Origin of the sequence: Mycobacterium sp. 4D054 (assembly GCF_052245755.1) — a bacterium.
Classification (GTDB): domain Bacteria; phylum Actinomycetota; class Actinomycetes; order Mycobacteriales; family Mycobacteriaceae; genus Mycobacterium.
Genome location: NZ_JBQQCF010000023.1, coordinates 47,064 through 70,120, shown reverse-complemented (window position 1 = coordinate 70,120; position 23,057 = coordinate 47,064). Strand labels below are relative to the sequence as shown.

Here is a 23,057-nt window from a genome sequence, read left to right as displayed (position 1 = left end):
GTAGCATCGGGCTCATGGCCATCGAAGTGACAGTGCTGCGCGTTTTCACCGACAAGGACGGACATTTCGGGAACCCGCTCGGTGTGGTCGACGCCGCTACCGTGGACCCGGCCGACCGGCAACGCATCGCCACCGAATTGGGATACAGCGAAACGATTTTCGTCTCGCTTCCGCGAGAGGGCACCCACAGCGCCCAAGCCCACATCCACACCCCCACCACCGAATTGCCGTTCGCCGGGCATCCGATAGTGGGTGCGTCGTGGTGGCTGAGAGACCGCGGCATGCCGATAAAGACACTCCAGGTACCGGCAGGGATCGTCCAGGTCAGCTACGGCCACGACCTGACCTCGGCTAGTGCTCGCGCGCAATGGGCTCCGGTGTTCTCGATCCACGACGTGGCCTCGCTCGAAGAGCTCGCGGCCGCCGATCCCGACGACTACGCCGACGAGTCCGAGCACTACCTGTGGACGTGGCTGGACGAGGCCGCAGGCACCATCCGCTCGCGCATGTTCGCGCCGTACCTGGGGATTCGCGAGGATGAGGCGACCGGCGCGGCTGCGGTGCGCATCACCGAGCATCTGAGCCGAGACCTGACGATCGTCCAGGGCGAGGGGTCGATCATCGAGACGAAATGGAGCCCCGAAGGCTGGGTGCAGGTCGCCGGCCGGGTGGTCGACGATGGACAGCGCCAACTGGAGTGACGCCTCAGCTCTGGGCCGTGACCTTCCGATGGGCACGCAGCGCCTGTATCTCGCGCTCGAAATCCTCGGCTGACGAGAACGAGCGGTACACGGAGGCGAATCTCAGGTAGGCCACTTCGTCGAGCTCTCGGAGCGGACCCAGGATCGCCAAGCCCACCTCATGGCTGGGCACCTCCGGCGAGCCGGTGGCCCGGACCGCGTCCTCCACCTGCTGAGCAAGATGATTCAGCGCGTCGTCGTCGACCTGCCGGCCCTGGCACGACCGCCGCACCCCGCGGATGACCTTCTCGCGACTGAACGGCTCGGTCACGCCACTGCGTTTGACCACAGCGAGTACCGCCGTCTCCACCGTGGTGAACCTGCGTCCACACTCGGGGCACGACCGGCGCCTGCGGATCGCCTGACCCTCATCGGTCTCTCGGGAATCGACGACCCGGGAATCGGGGTGCCGGCAGAAAGGACAGTGCATCACCGCTCCTTCGCCGCTCCGACAGTCAATCGCTTCGAACGCCATTGAGCGTACCTGCGTGGAACACGGGCGGCTCATGGCCGGACCCCATGGGGTGTATCTCATCGGGCCCCGTCCTCACAGAGCTCGGGCAGCACGGGCGATCAGATCCCGGCTGCGATCAGACGACGGGTGCGATCAGACGACGGGTGCGATCAGGGTCTGACCTGCGGCCAACGCCGCCGACTCGAGTTTGTTGAGCTCCCGGATCCGATCGACCACGTCGGCGACCGGGACGCCGGGAGCGACGCGCTGCGCGACCTGGTGCAGGGACTCGCCACTGTGCACCTGCACCACGGCGAGCCGTCCGGGGACCTCGGCCGTGCCGGCGGCCAGACTGCCGAACTGCCCGACCAGGCCCAGCCACAGCGTGATCGCGCCGGCGACCAGCGCCAGCAATACGGTGGTAGCCGGCGTGACCGGGCGGCGCCGGTGCGGCGCACGCGACATCAGCACGCCGGTCCCCCGGTGTCGCACCGGCGCAGCGCCGGGCCGTCGGGACGGAGACCGCCGGCCCGGCCGCGCCGGCCGGACCCGGCCCGCGGTCACCTGCAGGCGCGGTGCCCGCTCGAACTCGTTCCATGTCGCGCGGTCGTCGAGAATGGTCATCAGTTCGCCTTTCGATCCGAGAAGTGTTTCGCTCTTGTGTTCGAACGATAGTCGATCATCTGTTCGATGAATAGAACGCGTGATCGAACTGTTGCGAACGCTAACCGAAGGCACCGACACGTCCGGGTCGTCGCCTCCAGGGCATCACCGGAGAGCCTCCGCGGGATCCCGGCCTCGGCCGCCGGCATGCGACACGCCTCGAACACATGTTTGATTATCGGCCGTGACCGGGCTACATTCGGGCACATGAGCGACGACAGCAATGACAGCACCGGCGGCCGCGGCCGCGATTCGGGTCTGACCGAGCGTCAGCGAACGATCCTCGAAGTCATCCGTGCGTCCGTGACCACCCGCGGCTACCCTCCCAGCATCCGGGAGATCGGTGACGCGGTCGGATTGACGTCCACGTCGTCGGTGGCCCACCAGTTGCGCACGCTGGAGCGCAAGGGGTATCTGCGCCGCGATCCCAACCGGCCGCGGGCGGTCGACGTCCGCGGGGCCGACGACAACGCCACACCGGTCGTCGGGACGGACGTCGCCGGTTCGGATTCGCTACCCGAACCCACGTTCGTGCCTGTGCTCGGCCGCATCGCCGCCGGTGGACCGATCCTGGCCGAGGAGGCCGTCGAGGACGTCTTCCCACTGCCCCGTGAGCTGGTCGGCGAGGGTTCGCTGTTCCTGCTCAAGGTTGTCGGAGAGTCCATGATCGACGCGGCGATCTGCGATGGCGACTGGGTCGTGGTCAGACAGCAGAACGTCGCCGACAACGGCGACATCGTGGCGGCGATGATCGACGGCGAAGCCACCGTCAAGACGTTCAAACGCACCCGCGGTCAGGTCTGGCTGATGCCGCACAATCCAGCCTTCGACCCGATCCCGGGCAACGACGCCGTGGTGCTCGGCAAGGTCGTGACGGTCATCCGCAAGGTCTGACCGGTCGGACGGCCTACTCGCCGCGTACGAAGCCGTTCGTGAGCGCGATCTCCTCCGTGGCGAACCAGATCTCGACGGGGGCGTCGTGATAGTCGCCGCTGTCCGGCGTCCAGTACAGGCCAGATTTGGTGTCGGCCTTGATCGGGTAGCCCTCGGGGATCTCGCCCGGGTCGTCGAAGGGCATGTGCAGTGCGGTGCCCAGCGGCAGCGGCTCGTCGACGTCGATGCGCGCGTGACGTCCGGTGTCGGCCATGGGATCGCGCGCCGGTGGTGCCGCGGCGACGTTGACCGGTTCGTCGGCAGGTGCGATGACCGGCTCACCGACCGACGCGATGAGCGGCTCGCGGTCGGCGTCCAACTCTGTCTGCTCGGTCACGATGTCGTGCGCGTCGCCACGGCCGCCGTCGACCACATCGTGCGAGGGTGCTTCGGCCTCGGGTGTCAGCACCCGTGTCGGCGCGGTGTCGACGGCGTCGGGATCCTCCTGCGCGTCTCCGGAGTCGGCGGCCGGCCCGTGCTCGTGCTGATCTTCGCCGGGTGGCGCCCCCCAGAAGCCCTGCACGTCCGACCGGAAATCCTCGCTCGACGCCGGCGCCGCCGAGCCCAGCGATCCCAGACCCTCGCGGGCGTACCGGTCCCCGAACAGTTCGTCCTCCCGGCCGTCCTCGTGGGCCTGCGCGCCGGCACCCGACGGTACCGGCTCATAGGCGTGGCCGTCCGGGGCGCCCAGACCGCCGAGCAGGTCGTCGTCGCGGCGACGACCGCGGGTGCGCAGCACCGCGAAGCCGACCAGAGCGGCCAACAGAACAAGCGGGACGATGGCCAGCAGCCACCACCAGGTCCACTTCAGCCCGGAGCTCTCGCTGTTCTCCGAGGGCTGCGATGTCGGCGGCGGTGCCTGCGGGGCCTGGGCGCCGGGCACCTCCAGACCGACCAGTTGCGGAGCCAGACCGGCGGGTTCGGTGCTGAACTTCTGCGTTGTGGTATCCCACGAGATCGCGCCACCGGCGAACCGCTGGGTGATCACATCACCGGTCTGCGTCTGATCGGCGACCGGCGCGCCAAGCTCCCCGGTCGCGCCGCCGAGCTTGTTCCACGCCGCGTTCATGGCGCCGCGCACGATCACCGCGCCGTGGTCGGGCGTCCAGAAGATCACCGGCTTGTCGTCCGCGGCGAAGGCGCTGATGCGACTCGCCGGCGCCAGTCCGCCGTTCTGCTCGCTGGTGATCGGGAAACCCAGATCACCTTCTGGACCGCCGACGCTCTCGTACTTCTCCAGCACCTGGCCGGTGACGACGTTGGCTCCGGTCTGCGGGCTGTAGAAGATCTTGCCGTTGACGAAGTCCTGGCCCATACCGTCGGAGCCGATCTGGTACGGCTCACCCTCGGCAGCTCCGAGCGGGCCGAGGGCGCCGCCCGCGGCGCGGCGTGCGGCGTTGATCGCCGCGACCGGGTCGTCGGCAATGACGAGGTCGCCGAGCTGGCCGGCCAGCTCGGGCGGCACCGTGGTGAACTTCTTGGCGCTGGAGTCATACGACAGCTCGCCACCGGTGAACTTCTGACTCACTACGGAACCGTTGTAGGTCTCGTCCTCGGAGGGCACGCCGAGCACGCCGGAGGAACCGCCGAGCCTGTCCCACGCGGCGTTGATCGGTCCGCGGACCACCCTCGCGCCGGTCGCCGGCGTCCAGAAGATCACCGGTTTGTCCGACGCACTGAACGTGCTGTTGCGGCTCTCGGGTGCGCGACCCGGACCTTCGTCGATGGTTGGGAATCCCAGGTCGCTGTCGGCAGGCCCGCCCAGCGACTCGTATTTCTCGAGGATGGCACCCTGCATGAAGTGCGCACCGGTGGCCGGGGTGAAGAACATCTTGCCCGCCGCGAAGTTCTGAGCGAAGCCGTCACCGGCCGGATACACGTCACCCGATTTCGGACCCAACGGCCCGGTGTCGCCACCGCCGGCCTGCCAGGCCGCGGTGATCGCATCGTTTGCTTCGGCCTCGGGTTGCGCCGCCGCGGACGGGGCCAGCAGGAGCGCGGTGGCGACCCCCAGCAGCCCGACCGTCAGACGACCGACCAAACGTAGGCGCAGCATCGGCTGCCGGCTCATTCTTCCTCCCCGCGGTCGGCGACTGGTCCTCGTGCAAGCTCCACGCAAAATTCTGAGAAAGTTACCGCGTGCGTTCACTCTGCTTCAGTGGACGTCGATAACCAAGTCACCTCGCCGAATCCAGGCCAAGAATATGCCCGTCAGCTGCGCGCTGTCGCCGATCCGGCCCCCGTCAGACGCCCAGACTGCGTCCGATGATCTCCTTCATGATCTCGGTGGTACCGCCGTAGATCGTCTGCACGCGGGCGTCCAGGTACGCGCGGGCCACGTCGTACTCACGCATGTAACCGTAGCCGCCGTGCAGCTGCAGGCAGCGGTCGATCAGGTGGACCTGCTTCTCGGTGGAGTACCACTTGGCCATCGCGGCCTGCTCGACGGTGAGCTTGTCCTCCAGATGCAGCTTGATGAACTCGTCGACCATCATGCGCACCACGGTGGCTTCGGTGGAAAGCTCGGCAAGGAGGAACCGGCTGTTCTGCTGGCTGCCGATCGGCTTGCCGAATGCCTTGCGCTCCTTGGCGTACTGCAGCGTCACGCCGAGCACGGCCTCCATCGCGGCGGCCGCCATGATCGCGATGCTGATCCGTTCCTGCGGCAGGTTCTGCATCAGGTAGATGAAGCCCTGCCCCTCCTCGCCGAGCAGGTTCTCCGCGGGCACCTTGACGTCGGTGAACGACAACTCCGCGGTGTCCTGTGCATCCAGGCCGATCTTGTCGAGTTTGCGGCCGCGCTCGAAACCCTCCATCCCGCGCTCGACCACGAGCAGCGAAAAACCCAGGGCACCCTTGTCCGGGTCGGTCTGGGCCACCACGATGACCAGATCGGAGTGAATTCCGTTGGTGATGAACGTCTTGGCGCCGTTGAGGATGTAATGATCACCGTCTTTGACCGCGCGGGTCTTGATGCCCTGCAGATCGCTGCCGGTACCCGGTTCGGTCATGGCGATGGCAGAGATGAACTCGCCGCTGCAGAACTTCGGCAGCCACCGCTGCTTCTGCTCCTCGGTGGCCAGTCTGATCAGATACGGCGCCACCACGTCGTTGTGCAGGCTGAAGCCTAGCCCGCTGTAGCGGCCCGCGGTGATCTCCTCGGTGATGATCGTGTTGTAGCGAAAGTCGTCGACGCCGCCGCCGCCGTACTCCTCGGGCACCGCCATACCGAGGAAGCCCTGCTTGCCCGCCTCCAGCCACACGTCCCGGTCGACGAGCTTGTTCTTCTCCCACTCCTCGTGCTGTGGCGCGACGTGCCGTTCGAGGAAGGTGCGGAACGACTCCCTGAACATCTCGTGCTCGGGCTCGAACAGCGTGCGCTGGTAGGCGATGACTGGCGTGGCTTCGGGTGCGCCCATGACAACGTCTCCGTCGGGGTCGGTGCGGACAGTTGCCGCCAAGGTACCCCATCCAACCGGATGGTTGGTCGGACCTGCTGGCCGCGCGGCGCGGCCTAGACTCATGGCCGTGGCCGCAGCTCAGACCAGCCTCACTCATTGGGGAGCATTCCGGGCCACCGTGGCCGACGGCGACATCGCATCGGTGGCACCGCTTCCCGGTGACCGCGATCCTTCACCGGCCCTGGGCAACCTGCCGGGCTCGATCCGGCACGCCTCCCGGGTCACCGCCCCGGCGATACGGCGCGGATGGCTCGACAACGGACCCGGTCCGAGTTCGCGCCGCGGCGCCGACGAGTTCGTCGCGGTGTCATGGGAGGAGCTCACCGAGCGTCTGGCCGATGAACTGCGCCGGATCGTCGACACCCACAGCAATGAGGCGATCTATGGCGGTTCCTACGGCTGGTCCAGCGCCGGGCGCTTTCATCACGCCCAGAGCCAGGTTCATCGATTCCTGAACTGCATTGGCGGATACACCTTTTCACGCCACTCCTACAGCCTGGGAGCGACGGGGGTGATCATGCCCCGCGTGGTCGGCACCCACGACGACCTGTTCAAGCGCTCCACCCAGTGGGACGTCATCGTCGAACACACCGATCTGCTGGTGTGTTTCGGCGGGATAGCGCTGAAGAACACCGGCGTCAATCACGGCGGCACCACCGAACACCCGGCCCGCGAGGCACTGAACCGGTTCCGGGACCGCGGCGGGCGCCTCGTGTCGTTCTCGCCGTTGCGTGACGACGTCGACGGCGAATGCCAGTGGTACGCACCGGTTCCGGGTACCGACGTCGCGATCATGCTGGCACTGGCCCACGTGCTGGCCACCGAGGGCCTGGCCGACCGCGAGTTTCTGTCCGCCTACTGCACCGGTTACCACCGGTTCGAGCGCTATCTGCTCGGCACCGATGACGGGATACCGAAATCGCCGCAGTGGGCCGCACCGATCTGCGGGCTGGACGCCGGCGAGCTGACCGCTCTGGCCCGCCGGATGGCGGCCAACCGCACCATCGTGACGGTGAGCTGGTCGCTGCAACGCACCCGCCACGGTGAGCAGGCGCCCTGGATGGGATTGACACTGGCCGCGATGCTGGGCCAGATCGGGCTTCCCGGGGGAGGATTCGGCCACGGCTACGGGTCGATGAACGAACCGGGCCTGGCCCCGCTGCGCTGCGGGCTGCCGCGCCTGCCTCAAGGCGTCAATCCGGTGACGACGTTCATCCCGGTGGCCGCCGTCAGCGACATGCTGCTCCACCCCGGCGCACCGTTCGACTACAACGGGCTGCGCCTGCGCTACCCGGATATCAGACTGGTCTACTGGGCCGGGGGCAATCCGTTCCACCATCACCAGAATCTGCCCCGGCTGCGTCGCGCGCTCCACCGGCCGGACACCGTCGTGGTGCACGAACCGTACTGGACACCGATGGCCAAGCACGCCGACATCGTGGTGCCGTCAACGACGTTCGCCGAACGCGACGACTTCTCCGGCTCACGCAACGACCCGGTGCTGATGGCCATGCCGAGGCTCACCGCGCCCTACGCGCAATCCCGGGACGACTACGACACTTTCGCCGCGCTGGCGCACCGACTCGGCGTCGGGGACACCTTCACCGAGGGTCGCACCTCGCGGCAGTGGCTGCGCCATCTGTACGAGAAGTGGTCGTGGACATTGAATTTCGAGGCCCCCCCGTTCGAGGAGTTCTGGCGGGCAGGCCGGCTGCGGTTGCCCACCGAAGACGGACTGACCCTGCTCGCCGACTTCCGCGCCGACCCGGTGGCCCACCGGTTGGCCACCCCCAGCGGACGGATCGAGATCTTCTCTGCCGACATCGACGGATTCGGCTACGACGACTGCATCGGCCATCCGGCATGGTTCGAACCGTCCGAGTGGCTCGGCAGTCCGCGTGCCACGCGGTATCCCCTGCACCTGCTCGCCAACCAGCCAGCCGGCCGGCTGCACGGGCAGCTCGACGGCGGGGCGGTCAGCCAGGCCTCGAAAGTCGCGGGCCGGGAGCCGGTCCGCATGCACCCGACACCGTCGGTGACGCCGCGGCGCGCGGCGTCACCGACGGAGACGTGGTGCGTGTGTTCAACGACCGCGGTGCCTGCCTGGCGGGGGCGGTGCTCGACGAGCGGGTCCGTCCGCAGGTGGTGCAACTGTCCACCGGTGCGTGGTTCGATCCGGCCGACCCGGCCGACCCGGACTCGATGTGCGTGCACGGCAACCCGAACGTGCTCACCGAGGACGTCGGCACCTCAGCACTGGCGCGTGGATGCACGGGGGCGCATGTGCTGGTGCAGATCGAGAAGTACACCGGCGTAGCTCCGCCGGTGTGCGCGCATCAGCCGCCGGTGTTCGCCGTGCGCTGAGCGCCCTGGCGCGGCCCGCGCCGCCGCGGCCCGCGACCGCTACGCGACGGTCCACCCCGGCGCGGATCGGCGCCGCGGTGTTCCTGCTTGCGGGCAGCGGGTTTCGCCGCGGGCGCAGGGCCGGGAATCCGCAGCGGTGCGATCTCACCGACCAGGGCGTGCACCTCTGCCGAGTCGGCGTCGACGTCGCGCGGACGCACCGTGATCCCGGCGCGGCGCAGCAGTTGCTGGGTGTCCTTGCGCTGCTCAGGGAGCACAACCGTGACCACGTCACCGTCGCTGCCCGCGCGTGCGGTGCGCCCGGAGCGGTGCAGGTAGGCCTTGTGTTCCATCGGCGGGTCGACATGCACGACGAGCTCGACGCCGTCGACATGCACACCGCGAGCGGCGATGTCGGTGGCCACCAGGACGCGCGCGTCTCCACTGGAGAACGCGGCCAGGTTGCGCTCGCGGGCCGGCTGGGACAGATTGCCGTGCAGGTCCACCGACGGCACGCCGGACTCGGTGAGCTGCTTGGCCAGTTTGCGCGCTTGATGCTTGGTGCGCATGAACAGGATTCGCCGGCCGGTGCCCGATGCCAGCCGGTGCACCAGCTCCCGCTTCTCCTGCACGCCGCCGACATGGAACACGTGGTGGGTCATCTGGGCGGGCACCTCGGCGGCTTCGTCGACCGAGTGCAGCACCGGGTCGGCCAGGAAGCGCCGGACCAGCTTGTCGACGCCGTTGTCCAGCGTGGCGGAGAACAGCAGCCGTTGCCCGCCGGCCGGGGTGGCCGCGAGGATCCGGGTCACGCCGGGCAGGAAACCGAGATCGGCCATGTGGTCAGCCTCGTCGATCACGGTGGTCGAGACCGCATCGAGGCTGATCAGCTTCTGCCGCATCAGATCTTCCAGACGCCCCGGGCAGGCCACCACGATGTCGACGCCGGAGCGCAGCGCGGAGACCTGGCGGCTCTGCGCGACACCACCGTAGATCGTGGTCACGCGCAGCCCGGATGCGGCCGCCAGCGGCTCTAGCGTGGCGGTGATCTGGGTGGCCAGTTCTCGGGTCGGCGCCAGCACCAGGCCGGTCGGGCGCGAGGGCTGGCTGCGGCGGCCGGTAAGTCGCGCCACCAGCGGCAGCGAGAACGCGAGAGTCTTTCCGCTGCCGGTCTTTCCGCGGCCCAGCACGTCACGCCCGGAGAGCGAGTCGGGCAGCGTGGCCGCCTGGATCGGGAACGGCTCGGCGATACCGCGGGCGGCCAGCGAGCTCACCAGGGCTGCGGGCACGCCGAGATCGGCAAAGGACTGCATGGTCATCGTGAAGGTCTTCCTGTCGTTTCGGCGTTGTCGGGCAGCGTGTGCCCGGCAGCCGCGACGGGGACCGTCAGGCGGAGTGCGCACACCGTGGCGAAGTCGCCACAACAATGTCTGGTGGAGATGGTCGTCGGCGCTGTGTGAAACGGGCACCTGCTCCGGTGGTCCGCAGCCGACGTCGCAACGATCGTAACCGACGGCGTCCGACTCAGCGCATTCGTGGTGGTCAGTAGGTTGCGTACGGGGCCAATCCGGCGGCAAGCGCGATCGGCACGCGCGCCTTCATCCTGGTCCCGCTTTCGCTGTGCTCGACGGCGTCGACGCGCCCCTCGGCGTGCACCCGGTTGACCAGATCGCCGCGGTCGTAAGGGATTGTGACGTCGACCACGGTGTCGCGCGGCGCGATCATCTCGGCCATCCGGGCCTGCAGTCGGTCCAGACCGTCACCGGTGTGGGCGGACACGAACACCGCGCCCGGCAGCGCCCGGCGCAGCTGCGCCAGGGTCAGGCCGTCGGCGGCGTCGATCTTGTTGACCACCAACAGTTCCGGCGGGGCCGGCGCATCGGTCTCGGCGACGACGTCGTTGACCACCTGCCGCACCGCGTTGATCTGTGCCAGCGGGTTGACGTCGGAACCGTCCACGACGTGCAGCAACAGGTCGGCGTCGGCGACCTCTTCCAGCGTGGACCGGAACGCTTCGACCAGTTGGGTAGGCAGATGCCGGACGAACCCGACGGTGTCGGTCAGCACGAACTCGCGTCCGTCGGCGAGTTCCCCGCGGCGGGTGGTGGGTTCGAGGGTGGCGAACAGCGCGTTCTCGACCAGCACACCGGCACCGGTGAGGGCATTGAGCAGGCTGGACTTACCGGCATTGGTGTAGCCGACGATGGCCACCGATGGCACGTCGTTGGCCACCCGGCGCCCGCGCTGGGTGTCGCGGACCTGTTTCATCTCGCGAATCTCGCGGCGAAGCTTGGACATTCGTTCCCGGATGCGCCGTCGATCGGTCTCGATCTTGGTCTCGCCGGGACCGCGGGTGCCGACGCCGCCGCCGGCGCCGCCGGCGCGGCCGCCGGCCTGCCGGGACATCGACTCACCCCAGCCTCGCAGGCGCGGCAGCATGTACTCCATCTGCGCCAGCGACACCTGCGCCTTGCCTTCCCGGCTGGTGGCGTGCTGAGCGAAGATATCGAGGATCAGCGCGGTGCGATCGATGACCTTGACCTTGACGACCTTCTCCAGCGCGTTGAGCTGCGCGGGGCTCAGTTCGCCGTCGCAGATCACGGTGTCGGCGCCAGTGGCCACCACGAGCTCGCGCAGTTCGGCGGCCTTGCCGGAGCCGATGTAGGTCGACGGGTCCGGTTTGTCGCGCCGCTGGATCAGGCCTTCGAGGACCTCGGAGCCGGCGGTTTCGGCCAGGGCGGCCAGTTCGGCCAGGCTGGCGTCGGCGTCGGCGGCGCTGCCCTCGGTCCACACACCGACGAGCACGACGCGCTCCAGGCGCAGCTGCCGGTATTCGACCTCGGAGACGTCGGTCAGCTCGGTGGACAGCCCGGCCACCCGCCGCAGCGCGGTGCGGTCCTCGAGGGCCAGCTCGCCGACGCTGGGATTGTCGTTGGGGAATTCGGGATAGGTCATAAGCGAATCAAGATTCGCACGAACATCACTTTTCATGCACCCCAATTAACGTGCCCGCCGGCATGGCAATTCCCGTCAGCACCGGAGTCATTGCTGGGCCGCCCACCACCGGTCGGCCAGCTCACCGTTCGCGACCAGCACCGACGGCCCGCGCAGGTAGCTGTTCGCCTCGGTGACGGTGACCGTCACCTCGCCACCGGGGATACGCACGGTCAGCGACCCGGTCTGATCGCCCCGGTGGGCCAGGGCCGCGACCGCGGCCGCGACGGTGCCGGTGCCGCAGGAGCGCGTCTCCCCCACGCCGCGCTCGTGCACCCGCATCGACACCGTCCCCCCGGCCGGCGCGGTGAGCACCTCGATGTTGACCCCGTCCGGGAACTGTGCGGGATCGAAGCCCACGGGTGCGGCGACATCCAGCGCGGCCAGCTCAGCGCTGGTCAGCGTCTCGTCTACGCAGGCCAGGTGTGGATTCCCGACGTCCACGGCCAGCCCGGTGAAAGTCCGGCCGCCGACGATCGCCGTGCCGGTGCCCAGCCGGTTGGCCTTGCCCATCTCGACGGTGACATCGGCGGTGGTCTCGGTGTGGCCGTGCAGCACCACCGGCCGCGGCCCGGCCAGCGAGCCGACGACGAACTCGTCGCGCGACTCCAGGCCGCTGGCACGCAGGTAGTGCGCGAAGACCCGCACCCCGTTGCCGCACATCTGGGCGATCGAGCCGTCGGCGTTGCGGTAGTCCATGTACCAGTCGCCCGCGGCCACCCCCTCGGGCAGCCGATCGAACACCCCGGCCGCATGCGCGGCCCCGGCAGTAGTCACGCGCAGCACCCCGTCGGCGCCGAGACCCTGCCTGCGGTCGCACAGCGCGGTGACCGCGGCCGGGGTCAGGGCCAGCTCGGCAGGCAGGTCCGGGAGCAGCACAAAGTCGTTCTGCGTACCGTGGCCCTTGGCGAACTTCACCTGGTCAGGATACGTCGCGCCAGGCGCGCAGCACTGCGTCGACGTTGTCGGCGCCCGAGCCGTCCAGCCAGACGATGCGGTGGTCGCGGCGGAACCATGAGCGCTGTCTGCGCACGTAGCGCCGCGTACCCAGGAACGTGGGTTCGCGCGCGGCGCTGCCGTCACCTCCGGCGTCGAGGTCGGCCAGCACCTGCGCGTACCCGAGGGCCCGCGCGGCGGTGACGCCGTCGCGCAGCCCCCGGTCGATCAAGGTGATGACCTCCTCGACCAGCCCCCGCTCGAACATCAGATCGGTGCGCCGCGCCAGGCGCTCGTCCAATGCCGTCGTCTCCCAGTCCAATCCGACGATCACGGTGTTCCAGCGCGGCGTCCCGATGGTCGGTGCGGACGCCGCGAAAGGCCGGCCCGTCAGTTCCACGACCTCCAGCGCCCGTACGATGCGCCGTCCGTCGGTGGGCAGGATCGACGCCGCCGCGGCCGCGTCGACCGCGGCCAGTTCGCGGTGCAGCGCCGCGACCCCGATCTCGGCGAGACGCTCCTCCCAGCGGGCCCGCACCTGCGGGTCGGTGGCCGGGAACGACCACTGGTCCAGCAGCGACTGGATGTAGAGCATCGAACCGCCGACGATGACCGGGACCGCGCCCCGCGCGGCGATCGCCTCGACGTCGGCGGCGGCGGCGACCTGGTAGCGGGCCACGGTCGCGGTCTCGGTGACGTCGAGCACGTCGAGCTGGTGGTGGGGCACCCCGCACCGCTGGGCCGGGGTGAGCTTGGCGGTGCCGATGTCCATGCCCCGGTAGAGCTGCATCGCGTCGGCGTTGACCACCTCGACGGCGGTGTCGGCGCTCAGCGCGGCCGCGACGGCCAGCGCCAGGTCGGACTTGCCGGTACCGGTGGGGCCGACGAGGGCCAGCGGCCGCACGGCGGTCACGGTGTCCATACGCCGGCGAAGTAGCCGACGCCGTAGGGGGCGCCGCGGTAGAACTCCTCGGCCACGCGTGCGCCGGGCCCCGCCAGCCCCGCCAGCACCTGGTAGGCCACCCGGCCGAGGATCACCGACGGCAGGTCGGTCAGAGCCGCCGTGTCGCCGGCGGCCAGCGCGTCGTCGAGCACGGCCTGCGCGCGCGGGGAATCCGGGTCGTGGCCGCCCGGGGCGGCCGGGGTGAGGGTGTTGGCGCCGTCGGCGACCACCAGGACACCGATCTGGTCCGGCTCGGCCTCGATCTCGGCGCGCAGCCGCCGGCCGGTCTCGACGGCGACGGCGGCATCCAGGTCGGCGCGGTAGCCGCGGACCTCGACCTCGGCGGCTGTGACGCCGCCGCGCAACCACGCAGCGATCAGCGCGCACAGCGGCAACGCCGTCGGCTCGCCGGTGACAGCGCCGGCGGACAATCCGACGCGGACGTCGACGCCGTAACCGGCGAACGTGCCCACCGCGTCCGGCCGCAGGACTGTGTCGGCCCGTGTGACGCCGACGGCGATCCAGCGCGGTGGCAGTGCGGCCGCCGCCGACAACGCGGCCGCGCGCAGATCCTCGGTGTCGGTGGCCGCCGACGACGCCAATTCCGGGACCAGCAGCGGCGCCGACGGGACGAGCGCGATCGCGTTCAGCACGGCATCCAACTAATCACACGGTCACCGGATCACGGGTGGCCGCTTCGCCGCGGGCCAGCGCGACGGTGGCCACCACCATCACCGTCACCGCCGCCACGAGCGTGACCCAGCCCGCCTCCCCCGGCCGCAGGGTCTCACCCAGAACCACCACGCCCAGTCCGCACGCGACCATCGGCTCGGTCACCGTCATCGTCGGCAGCGAGGCCGTCAGCGCACCGGCCCGGAACGCCGCCTGCTGCGTCGAGGTGCCCAGGATCGCGACCACCGCCCATGCGTACAGCTCGGGCGTGCGCAACAGTTCCAGCACACCGGCCACGCTGGTGACGTCGAGGCGGTGCACCACCGCCTTGGTCAGCACGGCGAACAGCCCCCACAGCGCGCCGGACACCACCGCCATCAGCACCGCGCTGATCGGCCCGGACCACACGGTCGCACCGATCACACACAGCAGCAGCGCAGGACCGAGCACCAGGGCCACCGCCAGCCAGGTCTCGGCCGAGGCCCGAGATTCCCCCGCTGTCGGGTTGCCGACGGTCACGATGACCGCGACCGCCCCGGCCAGCAGCGCCGCCCACAACCATTCCCAGCGGGTCACGCGCCGGTGCGCCAGTTTCGCGCTGATCGGAAGCGCGAACAATAGCGAGGTGACCAGCAGGGCCTGCACCAGCAGCACCGAGCCCAGACCGAGCGCCGCGGCCTGCAGCGCGAAGCCGATCGCGGCCACCACGCTGCCTGTCCACCACCGGCGGTCCCGCAGGAGTTTCGCGAAAAGCTGCAGGTGGCTGACCTGTTCGTCGGTCACCTCGTGTGCCGAGCGCTGGTGCATGACATCACCGACCGCCATGAAGAAGGCGGCGGCGAGCGCGAGCAGGGCGGCCAGATCCGCCTTGGCCATCGACGACCTCCTCCGTGTTTCCCGGGAGAGCCTAGAGAGCTGCCGGGCGCAAGGCGTGGGCGCAGCGCCGGGCAACCTGTTTCAATAGCCTGCAGGAGCGTTGTCACGCTCATAGGCGCCGCGCCGCGCGGCAGGTGCGTGGGAAACCGCGCGGAGACACGAGGTACGGACATGACGATCACCGAACCCGGCGGATCCCAGGACGCCGGACATCAGGACACCGATCCTGCGCAGGAGGCCCCCTCCGCGCCGGTCCCGGCCCCGAAGCCGTCCGCTGCCGCGAAACCCAAGCCGGGTCCGGCGCGCCCCGGACCCCGCCCCGCCGTGCCGGTGACGGCCCCCGTGGTGGGCACCGCCCCGACCAGCGACCCGCACCGCTTCGGCCGCGTCGACCCCGACGGCACCGTCTGGCTGATCACCGCCGCCGGTGAGCGCACCATCGGCTCGTGGCAGGCCGGTGACGCGGAGGCCGCCTTCGTGCACTTCGGTCGCCGCTTCGACGATCTGCACACCGAGGTGGTGCTGCTGGAAACCCGGCTGGCGTCCGGGACCGGCGACGCCCGCAAGATCCGCTCGGCGGCGACGTCGCTGGCCGAGGGCCTGGCCGACGCGCACGTGCTCGGCGATGTCGACTCGCTTGCCGCGCGGCTGGCCGCCATCGTGGATCAGGCCGACAGCGCCACCCAGGAGGAGAAGGCCCGGCGCGAGGAGCTGCGCGCCACCCAGACCGCCCGCAAGGAAGCGCTGGCCGCCGAGGCCGAGGACATCGCCGCCAACTCGACGCAGTGGAAGGCCGCCGGCGACCGGCTGCGGGCCATCCTCGACGAGTGGAAGACGATCACCGGGCTGGACCGCAAGGTCGACGACGCGCTGTGGAAGCGCTACTCGGCGGCGCGCGAGACGTTCAACCGGCGCCGCGGCTCGCACTTCGCCGAGCTGGACCGGGAGCGCGCCGGGGCCCGGCAGGCCAAGGAGGCGCTGTGTGAGCGCGCCGAGGCGCTGTGCGACTCGACCGACTGGGGTCCGACCTCGGCGACGTTCCGCGACCTGCTGACCGAGTGGAAAGGCGCCGGGCGCGCGTCCAAGGACGTCGATGACTCGCTGTGGCAGCGGTTCAAGGCCGCGCAGGACAAGTTCTTCTCGGCGCGCAACGCCGCGACCGCCGAACGCGACGCGGAGTTCCGCGCCAACGCCCAGGCCAAGGAGGCGCTCCTGGCCGAGGCGGAGCGGATCGACACCTCCGACCTGGACGCGGCACGCGCGGCGCTGCGGGCGATCGGCGACAAGTGGGACGCCATCGGCAAGGTTCCGCGGGAACGCGCCGCCGATCTGGAGCGCCGGTTGCGGGCGGTGGAGAAGAAGATCCGCGACGCCCAGACCGGCGGCGTCGACCCGGAGGCCCAGGCCCGCGCCGATCAATTCCGCGCCCGCGCCGAGCAGTTCGAACGCCAGGCGGAGAAGGCTGCCGCGGCGGGCCGCACCAGGGACGCCGAGCAGGCCCGCGCCAGCGCCGAGCAGTGGCGGCAGTGGGCCGATGCGGCCGCGGATGCGCTGAGCCGCAAGCGGTAGCTAGCTCTTGGGCGGGGTGGTGTCGTCGCCCTCGTCGGGGAACGATTCCAGCAGACCCTTCTGCTGGCCTTCCGCGGCGCGGCGGCGCCGCTCCTCCTCGGCCGCCAGGTGCAGGGCGGTCCGGGTGGCCACGACGCGCGCCCAGTGATAGCTGAGCAGGATCACCGCCAGCCACGCGACGATCAGCCCGATGCCGGGGCCGGGCTGGGACTCCAGCGCGGTCTGGCGCGACCACACCGCCAGCAGCCCGAGGAACGCCGACACGGTCGACCCCGCCAGCGCGATCCAGGCCAGCGTCCAGCGCCGCGTCAGCAACGCGAGCATCGAGAACCCGACCCCGAACACCAGCGACAGCCAGGTGAACACCCGCGAGGGCAGCGCAATCCCGACGTCGGAGGCGGCATCGGAGCCGGTGAGCACGTCAAATCCTTTGACGCCGCCCGTGTGGGGCAGCGCGAGGGTGGCCAGCAGCACGAACACCAGGATTGCCAGCACCAGCGCCCGCGGGCCGGGATCGATCTCGCGCGCCACGCGCCGTTCGGCCGCTTCGAGGTCGTTGCGGTAGGCGTCGAAACCGTTGGCCCCCTCGGCGCCGGCTGCCCCGGTCATCGGGCACATCCACTCGCCGCGGGCGTAGCGGCGGGCGCGCCGATCGAGGGCATGCCCAGTCCGACCCCGGTGCGTGGCTTCTGCCCGGCCGCGTGGGCGTCGCCGGCGCGGGTGCGCCGGTGCGAGATCAGCTGCCCATCGGCGATCAGATGGTGCGGCGCGGCTGCGGTGACGGTGGTGACGACGATGTCGCCCGGCCTGATCTCGCCGTCCGGCCGCCCGGGCGCGAAGTGCACCAGCCTCCCGTCGCGGGCACGGCCCGACATCCGGGCGGTGGCGGCGTCCTTGCGTCCCTCGCCGGTGGCGACCAGCAGTTCGACCCGGCGGCCGACCTGGGCGGTGTTCTCCTCCAACGAGATCCGCTCCTGAAGCTCGATCAGCCGTTGGTAGCGTTCGGACACAACAGCTTTGGGCACCTGGTTGTCCAGCTCCGCGGCCGGGGTCCCCGGCCGCTTTGAGTACTGGAAGGTGAACGCGCTGGCGAACCGCGCGGCGGCGACGACGTCGAGGGTGGCTTGAAAGTCCTCCTCGGTTTCGCCCGGGAAGCCGACGATCAGATCGGTGGTGATCGCGGCATCGGGGATCGCCGCACGCACCCGGTCGATGATGCCGAGATAGCGTTCGGCCCGGTAGGAGCGGCGCATCGCGCGCAGGATGCGGTCGGAGCCGGACTGCAGCGGCATGTGCAAGGTCGGGCAGACGTTGGGCGTCTCGGCCATCGCGTCGATGACGTCATCGGTGAACTCGGCCGGATGCGGCGAGGTGAACCGCACGCGTTCCAGCCCGTCGATGCGGCCGCAAGCCCGGAGCAGCTTGGCGAACGCCCCCCGGTCGCGCGGTTGGTTGTCCGCTGCCGTCAGGTCCTCGCGCAAGCGCTCGTCCGGTGCCGTCAGGTCCTCGCGCAAGCGCTCGTCCGCGAACGAGACGCCGTAGGCGTTGACGTTCTGCCCCAGCAGGGTGATCTCGAGCACTCCCTGGTCCACCAGCGACTGCACCTCGGCGAGCACATCACCCGGCCGCCGGTCGACCTCCTTGCCACGCAGAGACGGCACGATGCAGAACGTGCACGTGTTGTTGCATCCGACCGAAATCGAAACCCAAGCAGCGTAGGCGGATTCGCGACTCGCCGGCAGCGACGACGGGAACTCGCGCAGCGCCTCGGCGATCTCGACCTGAGCGACGCGGTTGTGACGGGCGCGGTCCAGCAGCGCCGGCAGCGACCCGATGTTGTGGGTGCCGAACACCACATCGACCCACGGCGCCTTGCGCAGCACCGAGTCCCGGTCCTTCTGGGCCAGGCAGCCGCCGACGGCGATCTGCATGTCCGGGTCGGCCTGTTTGCGCGGGGCCAGATGGCTGAGGTTGCCGTACAGCTTGTTGTCGGCGTTCTCGCGGACCGCACAGGTGTTGAACACGACGATGTCGGCGTCGGCGCCGTCACCGGCGCGCTGGTATCCGGCTTCTTCGAGCAGACCGGACAGGCGTTCGGAGTCGTGCACGTTCATCTGGCAGCCGTACGTGCGGACCTCGAAGGTTCGCACCCGACGATCGGGCGAAAACCCGCTCGCCTGCTGCGTCACCGTGGAAGTCACGGGCCCTATCCTACGGAGCACAGGCGGTCGTCCCGAAATCACCGGGGGCGAGCGAAGCGACGGGGAAAACAACCGGGGGCGAGCGAAGCGACGGGGAAAACACCGATCGCGGTCTTCCAGCACACGGGACGTTCCCTGGGTAAGGTCTTCACGCATGGAGAGCCCCAGGGAGTCCCCTGACGTGCCGATGGTCTCTGTGAAGGCGGTGAACAAGCACTTCGGCGCCCTCCACGTCCTCAAGGACATCAATCTCGACGTCGGCCAGGGCCAGGTCGTCGTCGTGCTCGGGCCGTCCGGTTCGGGCAAGTCGACGTTATGCCGCACCATCAACCGGCTGGAGACCATCGATTCGGGCACCATCTCCATCGACGGCGTGGTGTTGCCGGCGGAGGGACGCAAGCTGGCCCAGTTGCGCTCCGATGTCGGCATGGTGTTCCAGTCGTTCAACCTGTTCGCGCACAAGACAATTCTGGAGAACGTGACGCTGGCACCGATGAAGGTGCGCAAGGCGTCCAAGGAACAGGCGCGGGAGAAGGCGATGCGCCTGCTCGAGCGCGTCGGAGTGGCCAACCAGGCCGACAAGTACCCCGCCCAGCTCTCGGGTGGCCAGCAGCAGCGCGTGGCGATCGCACGCTCGCTGGCAATGGACCCGAAGGTGATGCTGTTCGACGAACCGACCAGCGCCCTGGATCCCGAGATGATCAACGAGGTGCTGGCCGTGATGGCGGGACTGGCCGCCGACGGCATGACGATGCTCGTGGTGACCCACGAGATGGGCTTCGCGCGCAGGGCCGCCAACCGAGTGGTGTTCATGTCCGACGGCGCGATCGTCGAGGACGCCGAACCCGCCCAGTTCTTCGAGAACCCGCAGACCGACCGCGCCAAGGATTTCCTCGGCAAGATCCTCCACCACTGATCAGGGCCCCGGCGAAAGGAACCCCACCATGTCCCCCAAATCCCTGTCCGCGCGTGTCGCGGGCGCATTGGCACTGGCCGTCGCACTCCCGTTCGCAGCGACCGCGTGCGGCGGCGGTGACGGTGGCGGCGGCGCGGGTGGCGGCGACACGATCGTCATCGGCACCAAGTTCGACCAGCCCGGTCTGGGGCAGAAGAACCCCGACGGCACCATGAGCGGCTTCGACGTCGACGTCGCCACGTATGTCGCGGGTGAGCTCGGGTACGCCCCGGACAAGATCGAGTGGAAGGAGGCGCCGTCGGCGCAGCGCGAGAACCTGATCCAGAACGGCCAGGTGAGCTTCATCGCGGCGACGTATTCGATCACCGACGCACGTAAGGAGAAGGTCTCTTTCGCCGGGCCCTACCTGATCACCGGGCAGAGCCTGTTGGTCCGTTCGGACAACACCGACATCACCGGCGCCGCGTCCCTGGAGAACAACAAGATCCTGTGCTCGGTGTCCGGTTCGACGCCCGCCCAGAAGATCAAGGACGAGTACCAGGGCGTGCAGCTGCAACAGTACGACACGTACTCGGCATGCATCGACGCGCTCAAGAACGGCGCCGTCGACGCGGTCACCACCGATGAAGTGATCCTGGCCGGCTACGCCGCGCAGTCCCCGGGCGCGTTCAAGATCGTCGGCGAGCCGTTCTCCGAGGAGCGGTACGGCATCGGCCTGAAGAAGGACGACTCCGAGCTGCGCACGAAGATCAACGACGCACTGAAGAAGATGGAGGACAGCGGCGCCTGGAAGGCAGCGTTCGACAAGAACCTCGGTCCGGCCGGGATCACCGCGCCGGCACCGCCGCCGCTGGACAACTAGGGCGCCCAGGTAGCCACCGGAGCCGCCCGTGGAGGTTTTCACCGAGTACCGAAGCGAGATCTTCGCCGCGTTCTGGACCACGATCCAGCTGACGGTCCTGTCAGGCATCGGCGCTCTCGTCCTCGGCACGGTGCTGGCCGCGATGAGACTCTCGCCGGTGCCGACGCTCAACTGGGTCGGCACGGCGTACGTCAACATCGTGCGCAACACCCCGCTGACGCTGATCATCCTGTTCTGCTCGTTCGGCCTGGCCCAGACGCTGGGATTGACGCTGGCCGACCGGCAGTCGCCGACGTTCATCGCCGACAGCGGCTTCCGGCTGGCCGTACTGGGCCTGACCGTCTACACCGCGTCGTTCGTATGCGAGACGGTGCGCTCTGGGGTGAACACCATCCCGCTGGGTCAGGCCGAAGCGGCCAGGTCCCTCGGGCTGACATTCAGCCAGAATCTGCGGATTGTGCTGCTACCACAGGCATTTCGTGCGGTCATCATCCCGTTGGGTTCGGTGCTGATCGCGCTGACGAAGAACACCACGATCGCCTCGGCGATCGGGGTGGCCGAGGCCGCGCTGCTGATGAAGGAGATGATCGAGAACACCGCGGCGGTGCTGGTGGTCGGCGGCATCTTCGCGCTCGGGTTCGTGATCCTGACGCTGCCGCTGGGGTTGTTGTTCGGCTGGCTGGGCAAGCGGATGGCGGTGGCGCGGTGATGAGCGCGACTTCGACCGGCGAGCAGACACAAAATCGCGCATTCTGGCGGCCAGCGATGCGATTTACTGTCTGCTCGCCGAGGCAGGTGGGCTGGTTGTGACCGGGTCCTCCGTTCTATTCGACGCACCCGGGCCGCGCGCGCGGATCCGCAACCGGGTCATCTCGGCGGTGACCCTGGTGGTCCTCGCACTGGTGGCGTGGGTGGTGTATTCGCGGCTCGACTCGCGGGGCCAGCTCACCGCCGAGAAGTGGGAACCGTTCCTGACGCCGGACCTGTGGCGCACCTATGTGTTGCCGGGCGCGGAGGGCACGCTGACCGCGGCGGCGGTGTCGATCGTGCTGGCGTTGGTGCTCGGTCTCGCGCTCGGCGTGGGGCGACTGTCCTCGCACACCGGGATCCGGTGGGCCTGCTCGGTGTTCGTCGAGTTCTTCCGAGCGGTGCCGGTACTGATCATGATGATTTTCGCGTACTTCCTGTACGCGTTCTACGACGTGTTCCCGTCCAAGCATCTGGCGTTGGCCGGCGTGATCACCGGGCTGACGCTGTACAACGGCGCGGTGATCGCCGAGATCGTGCGCGCCGGTGTCCACGCGCTGCCGCGCGGTCAGTCCGAGGCGGCATCGGCGCTCGGCCTGACGTGGGGGCAGACCATGCGGTCCATCCTTCTGCCGCAGGCGATCACCTCGATGCTGCCGGTGCTGATCTCACAGCTGGTCGTGGTGTTGAAGGACACCGCGCTGGGCTACCAGATCACGTTCGTCGAGATGGTGCGGCAGGGCACGGTGATCGGCTCGGCGTACGGCAACTACATTCCCGCGTTGATCGTGATCGCGCTGCTGATGATCGCGCTGAACTTCTCGCTGTCGTGGTTTGCCACCTGGTTGGAACGCCGGATGCGCAGATCCCGGAAGGGTCCGGCGCCGATGGAGGCCGAACCGTTGGACATGCAGGGCGACCGCAGCCGCGCGGTCTGACGCGGACCGCCGATGAGTTCCACCCTGCTGGCCTTCGAGGTGCTGCCCGAGTCGACGCTGCGGGACATGGTCGATCTGATGGTCCGCCTGATCGAGGCGTGCGGAGCGGTGGTCATCATGATCGGCGCCGTCGTCGCGATCGTGAAGTTCGTCGCCGCCCTGGGCCGGCGCAACATCAACCAGTTCTCCGCCGTCCGGCTCACCTTGGCCCGGTTCTTGGTGCTGGGGCTTGAATTCCAGCTCGCGGCCGACGTGTTGCGCACCGCGATCTCGCCGTCCTTTGAGGAGATCGGCAAGCTCGCCGCGATCGCGGCGATCCGCACGGCGCTCAACTATTTCCTCAACCGCGAGATCGCCCAGGAGCAACGCGAGATCGAGCTGTTGCGCCACCCGCGGCCCACAGCCGATCCCCCACCGGTGTCGTGAACGTCGTCCTCGACGCGTCATGGTGCTTCGCGCTCGCCGGCATCGTGCTGGGGTCGGCGGCGCTGATCGTCTTCCGCCGACCCCTGCCCGCCTTGCGGGTGACGCTCGAGCTGCTCACCGCGGCCGGGCTGCTGCGGTTGAGCGTGGATTCGTCGTGGACAGCGATCACGGTGACCGCCGGGCTGATCGTGCTACGCCGTGTCATCACTCGTACCCTGATCGCCGACCTCACCCCGTCACCGCGGCGGACGCCCCGAACCACGTAGACAGTGCGTCAGTCAGTCCCGCGGACTCCGAGTTCGTCGACCCGGTCGGTCAGCAGACGTTCAATGCGCTTCTGCCACAACGCCAGTCCGTACGGATGCCGAGTCGGAAATTCCCGA

General features: G+C 69.2%; 21 protein-coding genes and 1 pseudogene. 10 read left to right on the top strand and 12 right to left on the bottom strand.

The annotated features are described in order from the left end of the window. The first annotated feature begins 14 nt into the window (after positions 1–14). The gene (locus tag ACTWP6_RS17620; protein ID WP_260751742.1) at positions 15–701 is read left to right on the top strand and encodes a PhzF family phenazine biosynthesis protein; all 687 of its coding nucleotides are present in this window, start codon (positions 15–17) and stop codon (positions 699–701) included. Between the two features lie 4 nt (positions 702–705). Here ACTWP6_RS17620 and nrdR read toward each other — a convergent pair whose 3' ends face one another. Further along, on the bottom strand, positions 706–1,170 hold the full coding sequence (nrdR, locus tag ACTWP6_RS17615) for a transcriptional regulator NrdR (protein ID WP_260751741.1): 465 nt from the start codon (positions 1,168–1,170) through the stop codon (positions 706–708). Positions 1,171–1,347: 177 nt separating this feature from the next. After that, positions 1,348–1,818 (bottom strand): LysM peptidoglycan-binding domain-containing protein, encoded by a 471-nt coding sequence (locus ACTWP6_RS17610; RefSeq protein WP_443188381.1) that lies wholly within the window; start codon positions 1,816–1,818, stop codon positions 1,348–1,350. 246 nt (positions 1,819–2,064) lie between these two features. Between ACTWP6_RS17610 and lexA the strand changes: the two genes are divergently transcribed. Beyond that, positions 2,065–2,751, top strand: coding sequence for a transcriptional repressor LexA (lexA, locus tag ACTWP6_RS17605; RefSeq protein ID WP_260751739.1), 687 nt, complete (start codon positions 2,065–2,067; stop codon positions 2,749–2,751). A 13-nt stretch (positions 2,752–2,764) separates the two neighbouring features. Here the strand turns inward: lexA and ACTWP6_RS17600 are convergent, their stop codons facing one another. Beyond that, positions 2,765–4,861, bottom strand: a complete 2,097-nt coding sequence (locus ACTWP6_RS17600; protein ID WP_443188380.1) for an LGFP repeat-containing protein — start codon at positions 4,859–4,861, stop codon at positions 2,765–2,767. 172 nt (positions 4,862–5,033) lie between these two features. Beyond that, positions 5,034–6,209 (bottom strand): acyl-CoA dehydrogenase family protein, encoded by a 1,176-nt coding sequence (locus ACTWP6_RS17595; RefSeq protein ID WP_260751735.1) that lies wholly within the window; start codon positions 6,207–6,209, stop codon positions 5,034–5,036. Between the two features lie 103 nt (positions 6,210–6,312). Between ACTWP6_RS17595 and ACTWP6_RS17590 the strand changes: the two are divergent. Beyond that, positions 6,313–8,615 (top strand): annotated as a pseudogene (locus ACTWP6_RS17590) (molybdopterin-dependent oxidoreductase). Here the strand turns inward: ACTWP6_RS17590 and ACTWP6_RS17585 are convergent. From ACTWP6_RS17585 to ACTWP6_RS17560, 6 genes are all read right to left on the bottom strand, one after another. Then, complete coding sequence (locus tag ACTWP6_RS17585) at positions 8,588–9,913, bottom strand: DEAD/DEAH box helicase (protein WP_260751732.1); 1,326 nt, start codon at positions 9,911–9,913, stop codon at positions 8,588–8,590. The pseudogene ACTWP6_RS17590 and the gene ACTWP6_RS17585 sit on opposite strands and share 28 nt — an antisense overlap. A gap of 223 nt (positions 9,914–10,136) precedes the next feature. Continuing rightward, positions 10,137–11,549, bottom strand: a complete 1,413-nt coding sequence (hflX, locus tag ACTWP6_RS17580) for a GTPase HflX (RefSeq protein WP_443188379.1) — start codon at positions 11,547–11,549, stop codon at positions 10,137–10,139. Between the two features lie 87 nt (positions 11,550–11,636). After that, positions 11,637–12,506 (bottom strand): diaminopimelate epimerase, encoded by an 870-nt coding sequence (dapF, locus tag ACTWP6_RS17575; RefSeq protein ID WP_260751728.1) that lies wholly within the window; start codon positions 12,504–12,506, stop codon positions 11,637–11,639. 4 nt (positions 12,507–12,510) lie between these two features. Then, on the bottom strand, positions 12,511–13,428 hold the full coding sequence (gene miaA / locus ACTWP6_RS17570; protein WP_443188398.1) for a tRNA (adenosine(37)-N6)-dimethylallyltransferase MiaA: 918 nt from the start codon (positions 13,426–13,428) through the stop codon (positions 12,511–12,513). Positions 13,429–13,433: 5 nt separating this feature from the next. Further along, positions 13,434–14,120, bottom strand: coding sequence for a hypothetical protein (locus ACTWP6_RS17565; protein WP_443188397.1), 687 nt, complete (start codon positions 14,118–14,120; stop codon positions 13,434–13,436). A gap of 13 nt (positions 14,121–14,133) precedes the next feature. Continuing rightward, positions 14,134–15,015, bottom strand: coding sequence for a DMT family transporter (locus ACTWP6_RS17560; protein WP_443188378.1), 882 nt, complete (start codon positions 15,013–15,015; stop codon positions 14,134–14,136). 171 nt (positions 15,016–15,186) lie between these two features. On the opposite strand from ACTWP6_RS17560, the gene ACTWP6_RS17555 reads away from it, so the two are divergent. Continuing rightward, positions 15,187–16,584 carry a DUF349 domain-containing protein gene (locus ACTWP6_RS17555; protein WP_443188377.1) on the top strand — a complete coding sequence of 466 codons (1,398 nt, stop codon included), beginning with the start codon at positions 15,187–15,189 and terminating at the stop codon, positions 16,582–16,584. Here the strand turns inward: ACTWP6_RS17555 and ACTWP6_RS17550 are convergent, their stop codons facing one another. Continuing rightward, the gene (locus ACTWP6_RS17550) at positions 16,585–17,193 is read right to left on the bottom strand and encodes an Rv2732c family membrane protein (protein WP_396884432.1); all 609 of its coding nucleotides are present in this window, start codon (positions 17,191–17,193) and stop codon (positions 16,585–16,587) included. Continuing rightward, entirely contained in the window at positions 17,190–18,698 is a 1,509-nt protein-coding gene (gene miaB / locus ACTWP6_RS17545; protein WP_396885475.1) for a tRNA (N6-isopentenyl adenosine(37)-C2)-methylthiotransferase MiaB, read from the bottom strand. Before miaB ends, ACTWP6_RS17550 begins: the two co-directional genes overlap by 4 nt. A gap of 274 nt (positions 18,699–18,972) precedes the next feature. Here miaB and ACTWP6_RS17540 point away from each other — a divergent pair, with 274 nt between their 5' ends. From ACTWP6_RS17540 to ACTWP6_RS17515, 6 genes are all read left to right on the top strand, one after another. Further along, positions 18,973–19,701: an amino acid ABC transporter ATP-binding protein gene (locus ACTWP6_RS17540; RefSeq protein WP_260758068.1), complete on the top strand. Its 729-nt coding sequence runs from the start codon at positions 18,973–18,975 to the stop codon at positions 19,699–19,701. Positions 19,702–19,729: 28 nt separating this feature from the next. Next, positions 19,730–20,563 (top strand): glutamate ABC transporter substrate-binding protein, encoded by an 834-nt coding sequence (locus ACTWP6_RS17535; protein ID WP_260751720.1) that lies wholly within the window; start codon positions 19,730–19,732, stop codon positions 20,561–20,563. A gap of 28 nt (positions 20,564–20,591) precedes the next feature. Further along, positions 20,592–21,272 (top strand): amino acid ABC transporter permease, encoded by a 681-nt coding sequence (locus ACTWP6_RS17530; RefSeq protein ID WP_443188376.1) that lies wholly within the window; start codon positions 20,592–20,594, stop codon positions 21,270–21,272. A gap of 97 nt (positions 21,273–21,369) precedes the next feature. Continuing rightward, entirely contained in the window at positions 21,370–22,248 is an 879-nt protein-coding gene (locus tag ACTWP6_RS17525; protein ID WP_260751718.1) for an amino acid ABC transporter permease, read from the top strand. A gap of 12 nt (positions 22,249–22,260) precedes the next feature. Next, on the top strand, positions 22,261–22,674 hold the full coding sequence (locus ACTWP6_RS17520; protein WP_260751716.1) for a DUF1622 domain-containing protein: 414 nt from the start codon (positions 22,261–22,263) through the stop codon (positions 22,672–22,674). Then, positions 22,671–22,940, top strand: coding sequence for a hypothetical protein (locus tag ACTWP6_RS17515; RefSeq protein WP_443188375.1), 270 nt, complete (start codon positions 22,671–22,673; stop codon positions 22,938–22,940). The genes ACTWP6_RS17520 and ACTWP6_RS17515 overlap by 4 nt, the downstream gene beginning before the upstream one ends. The last annotated feature ends 117 nt before the right edge of the window (positions 22,941–23,057 follow it).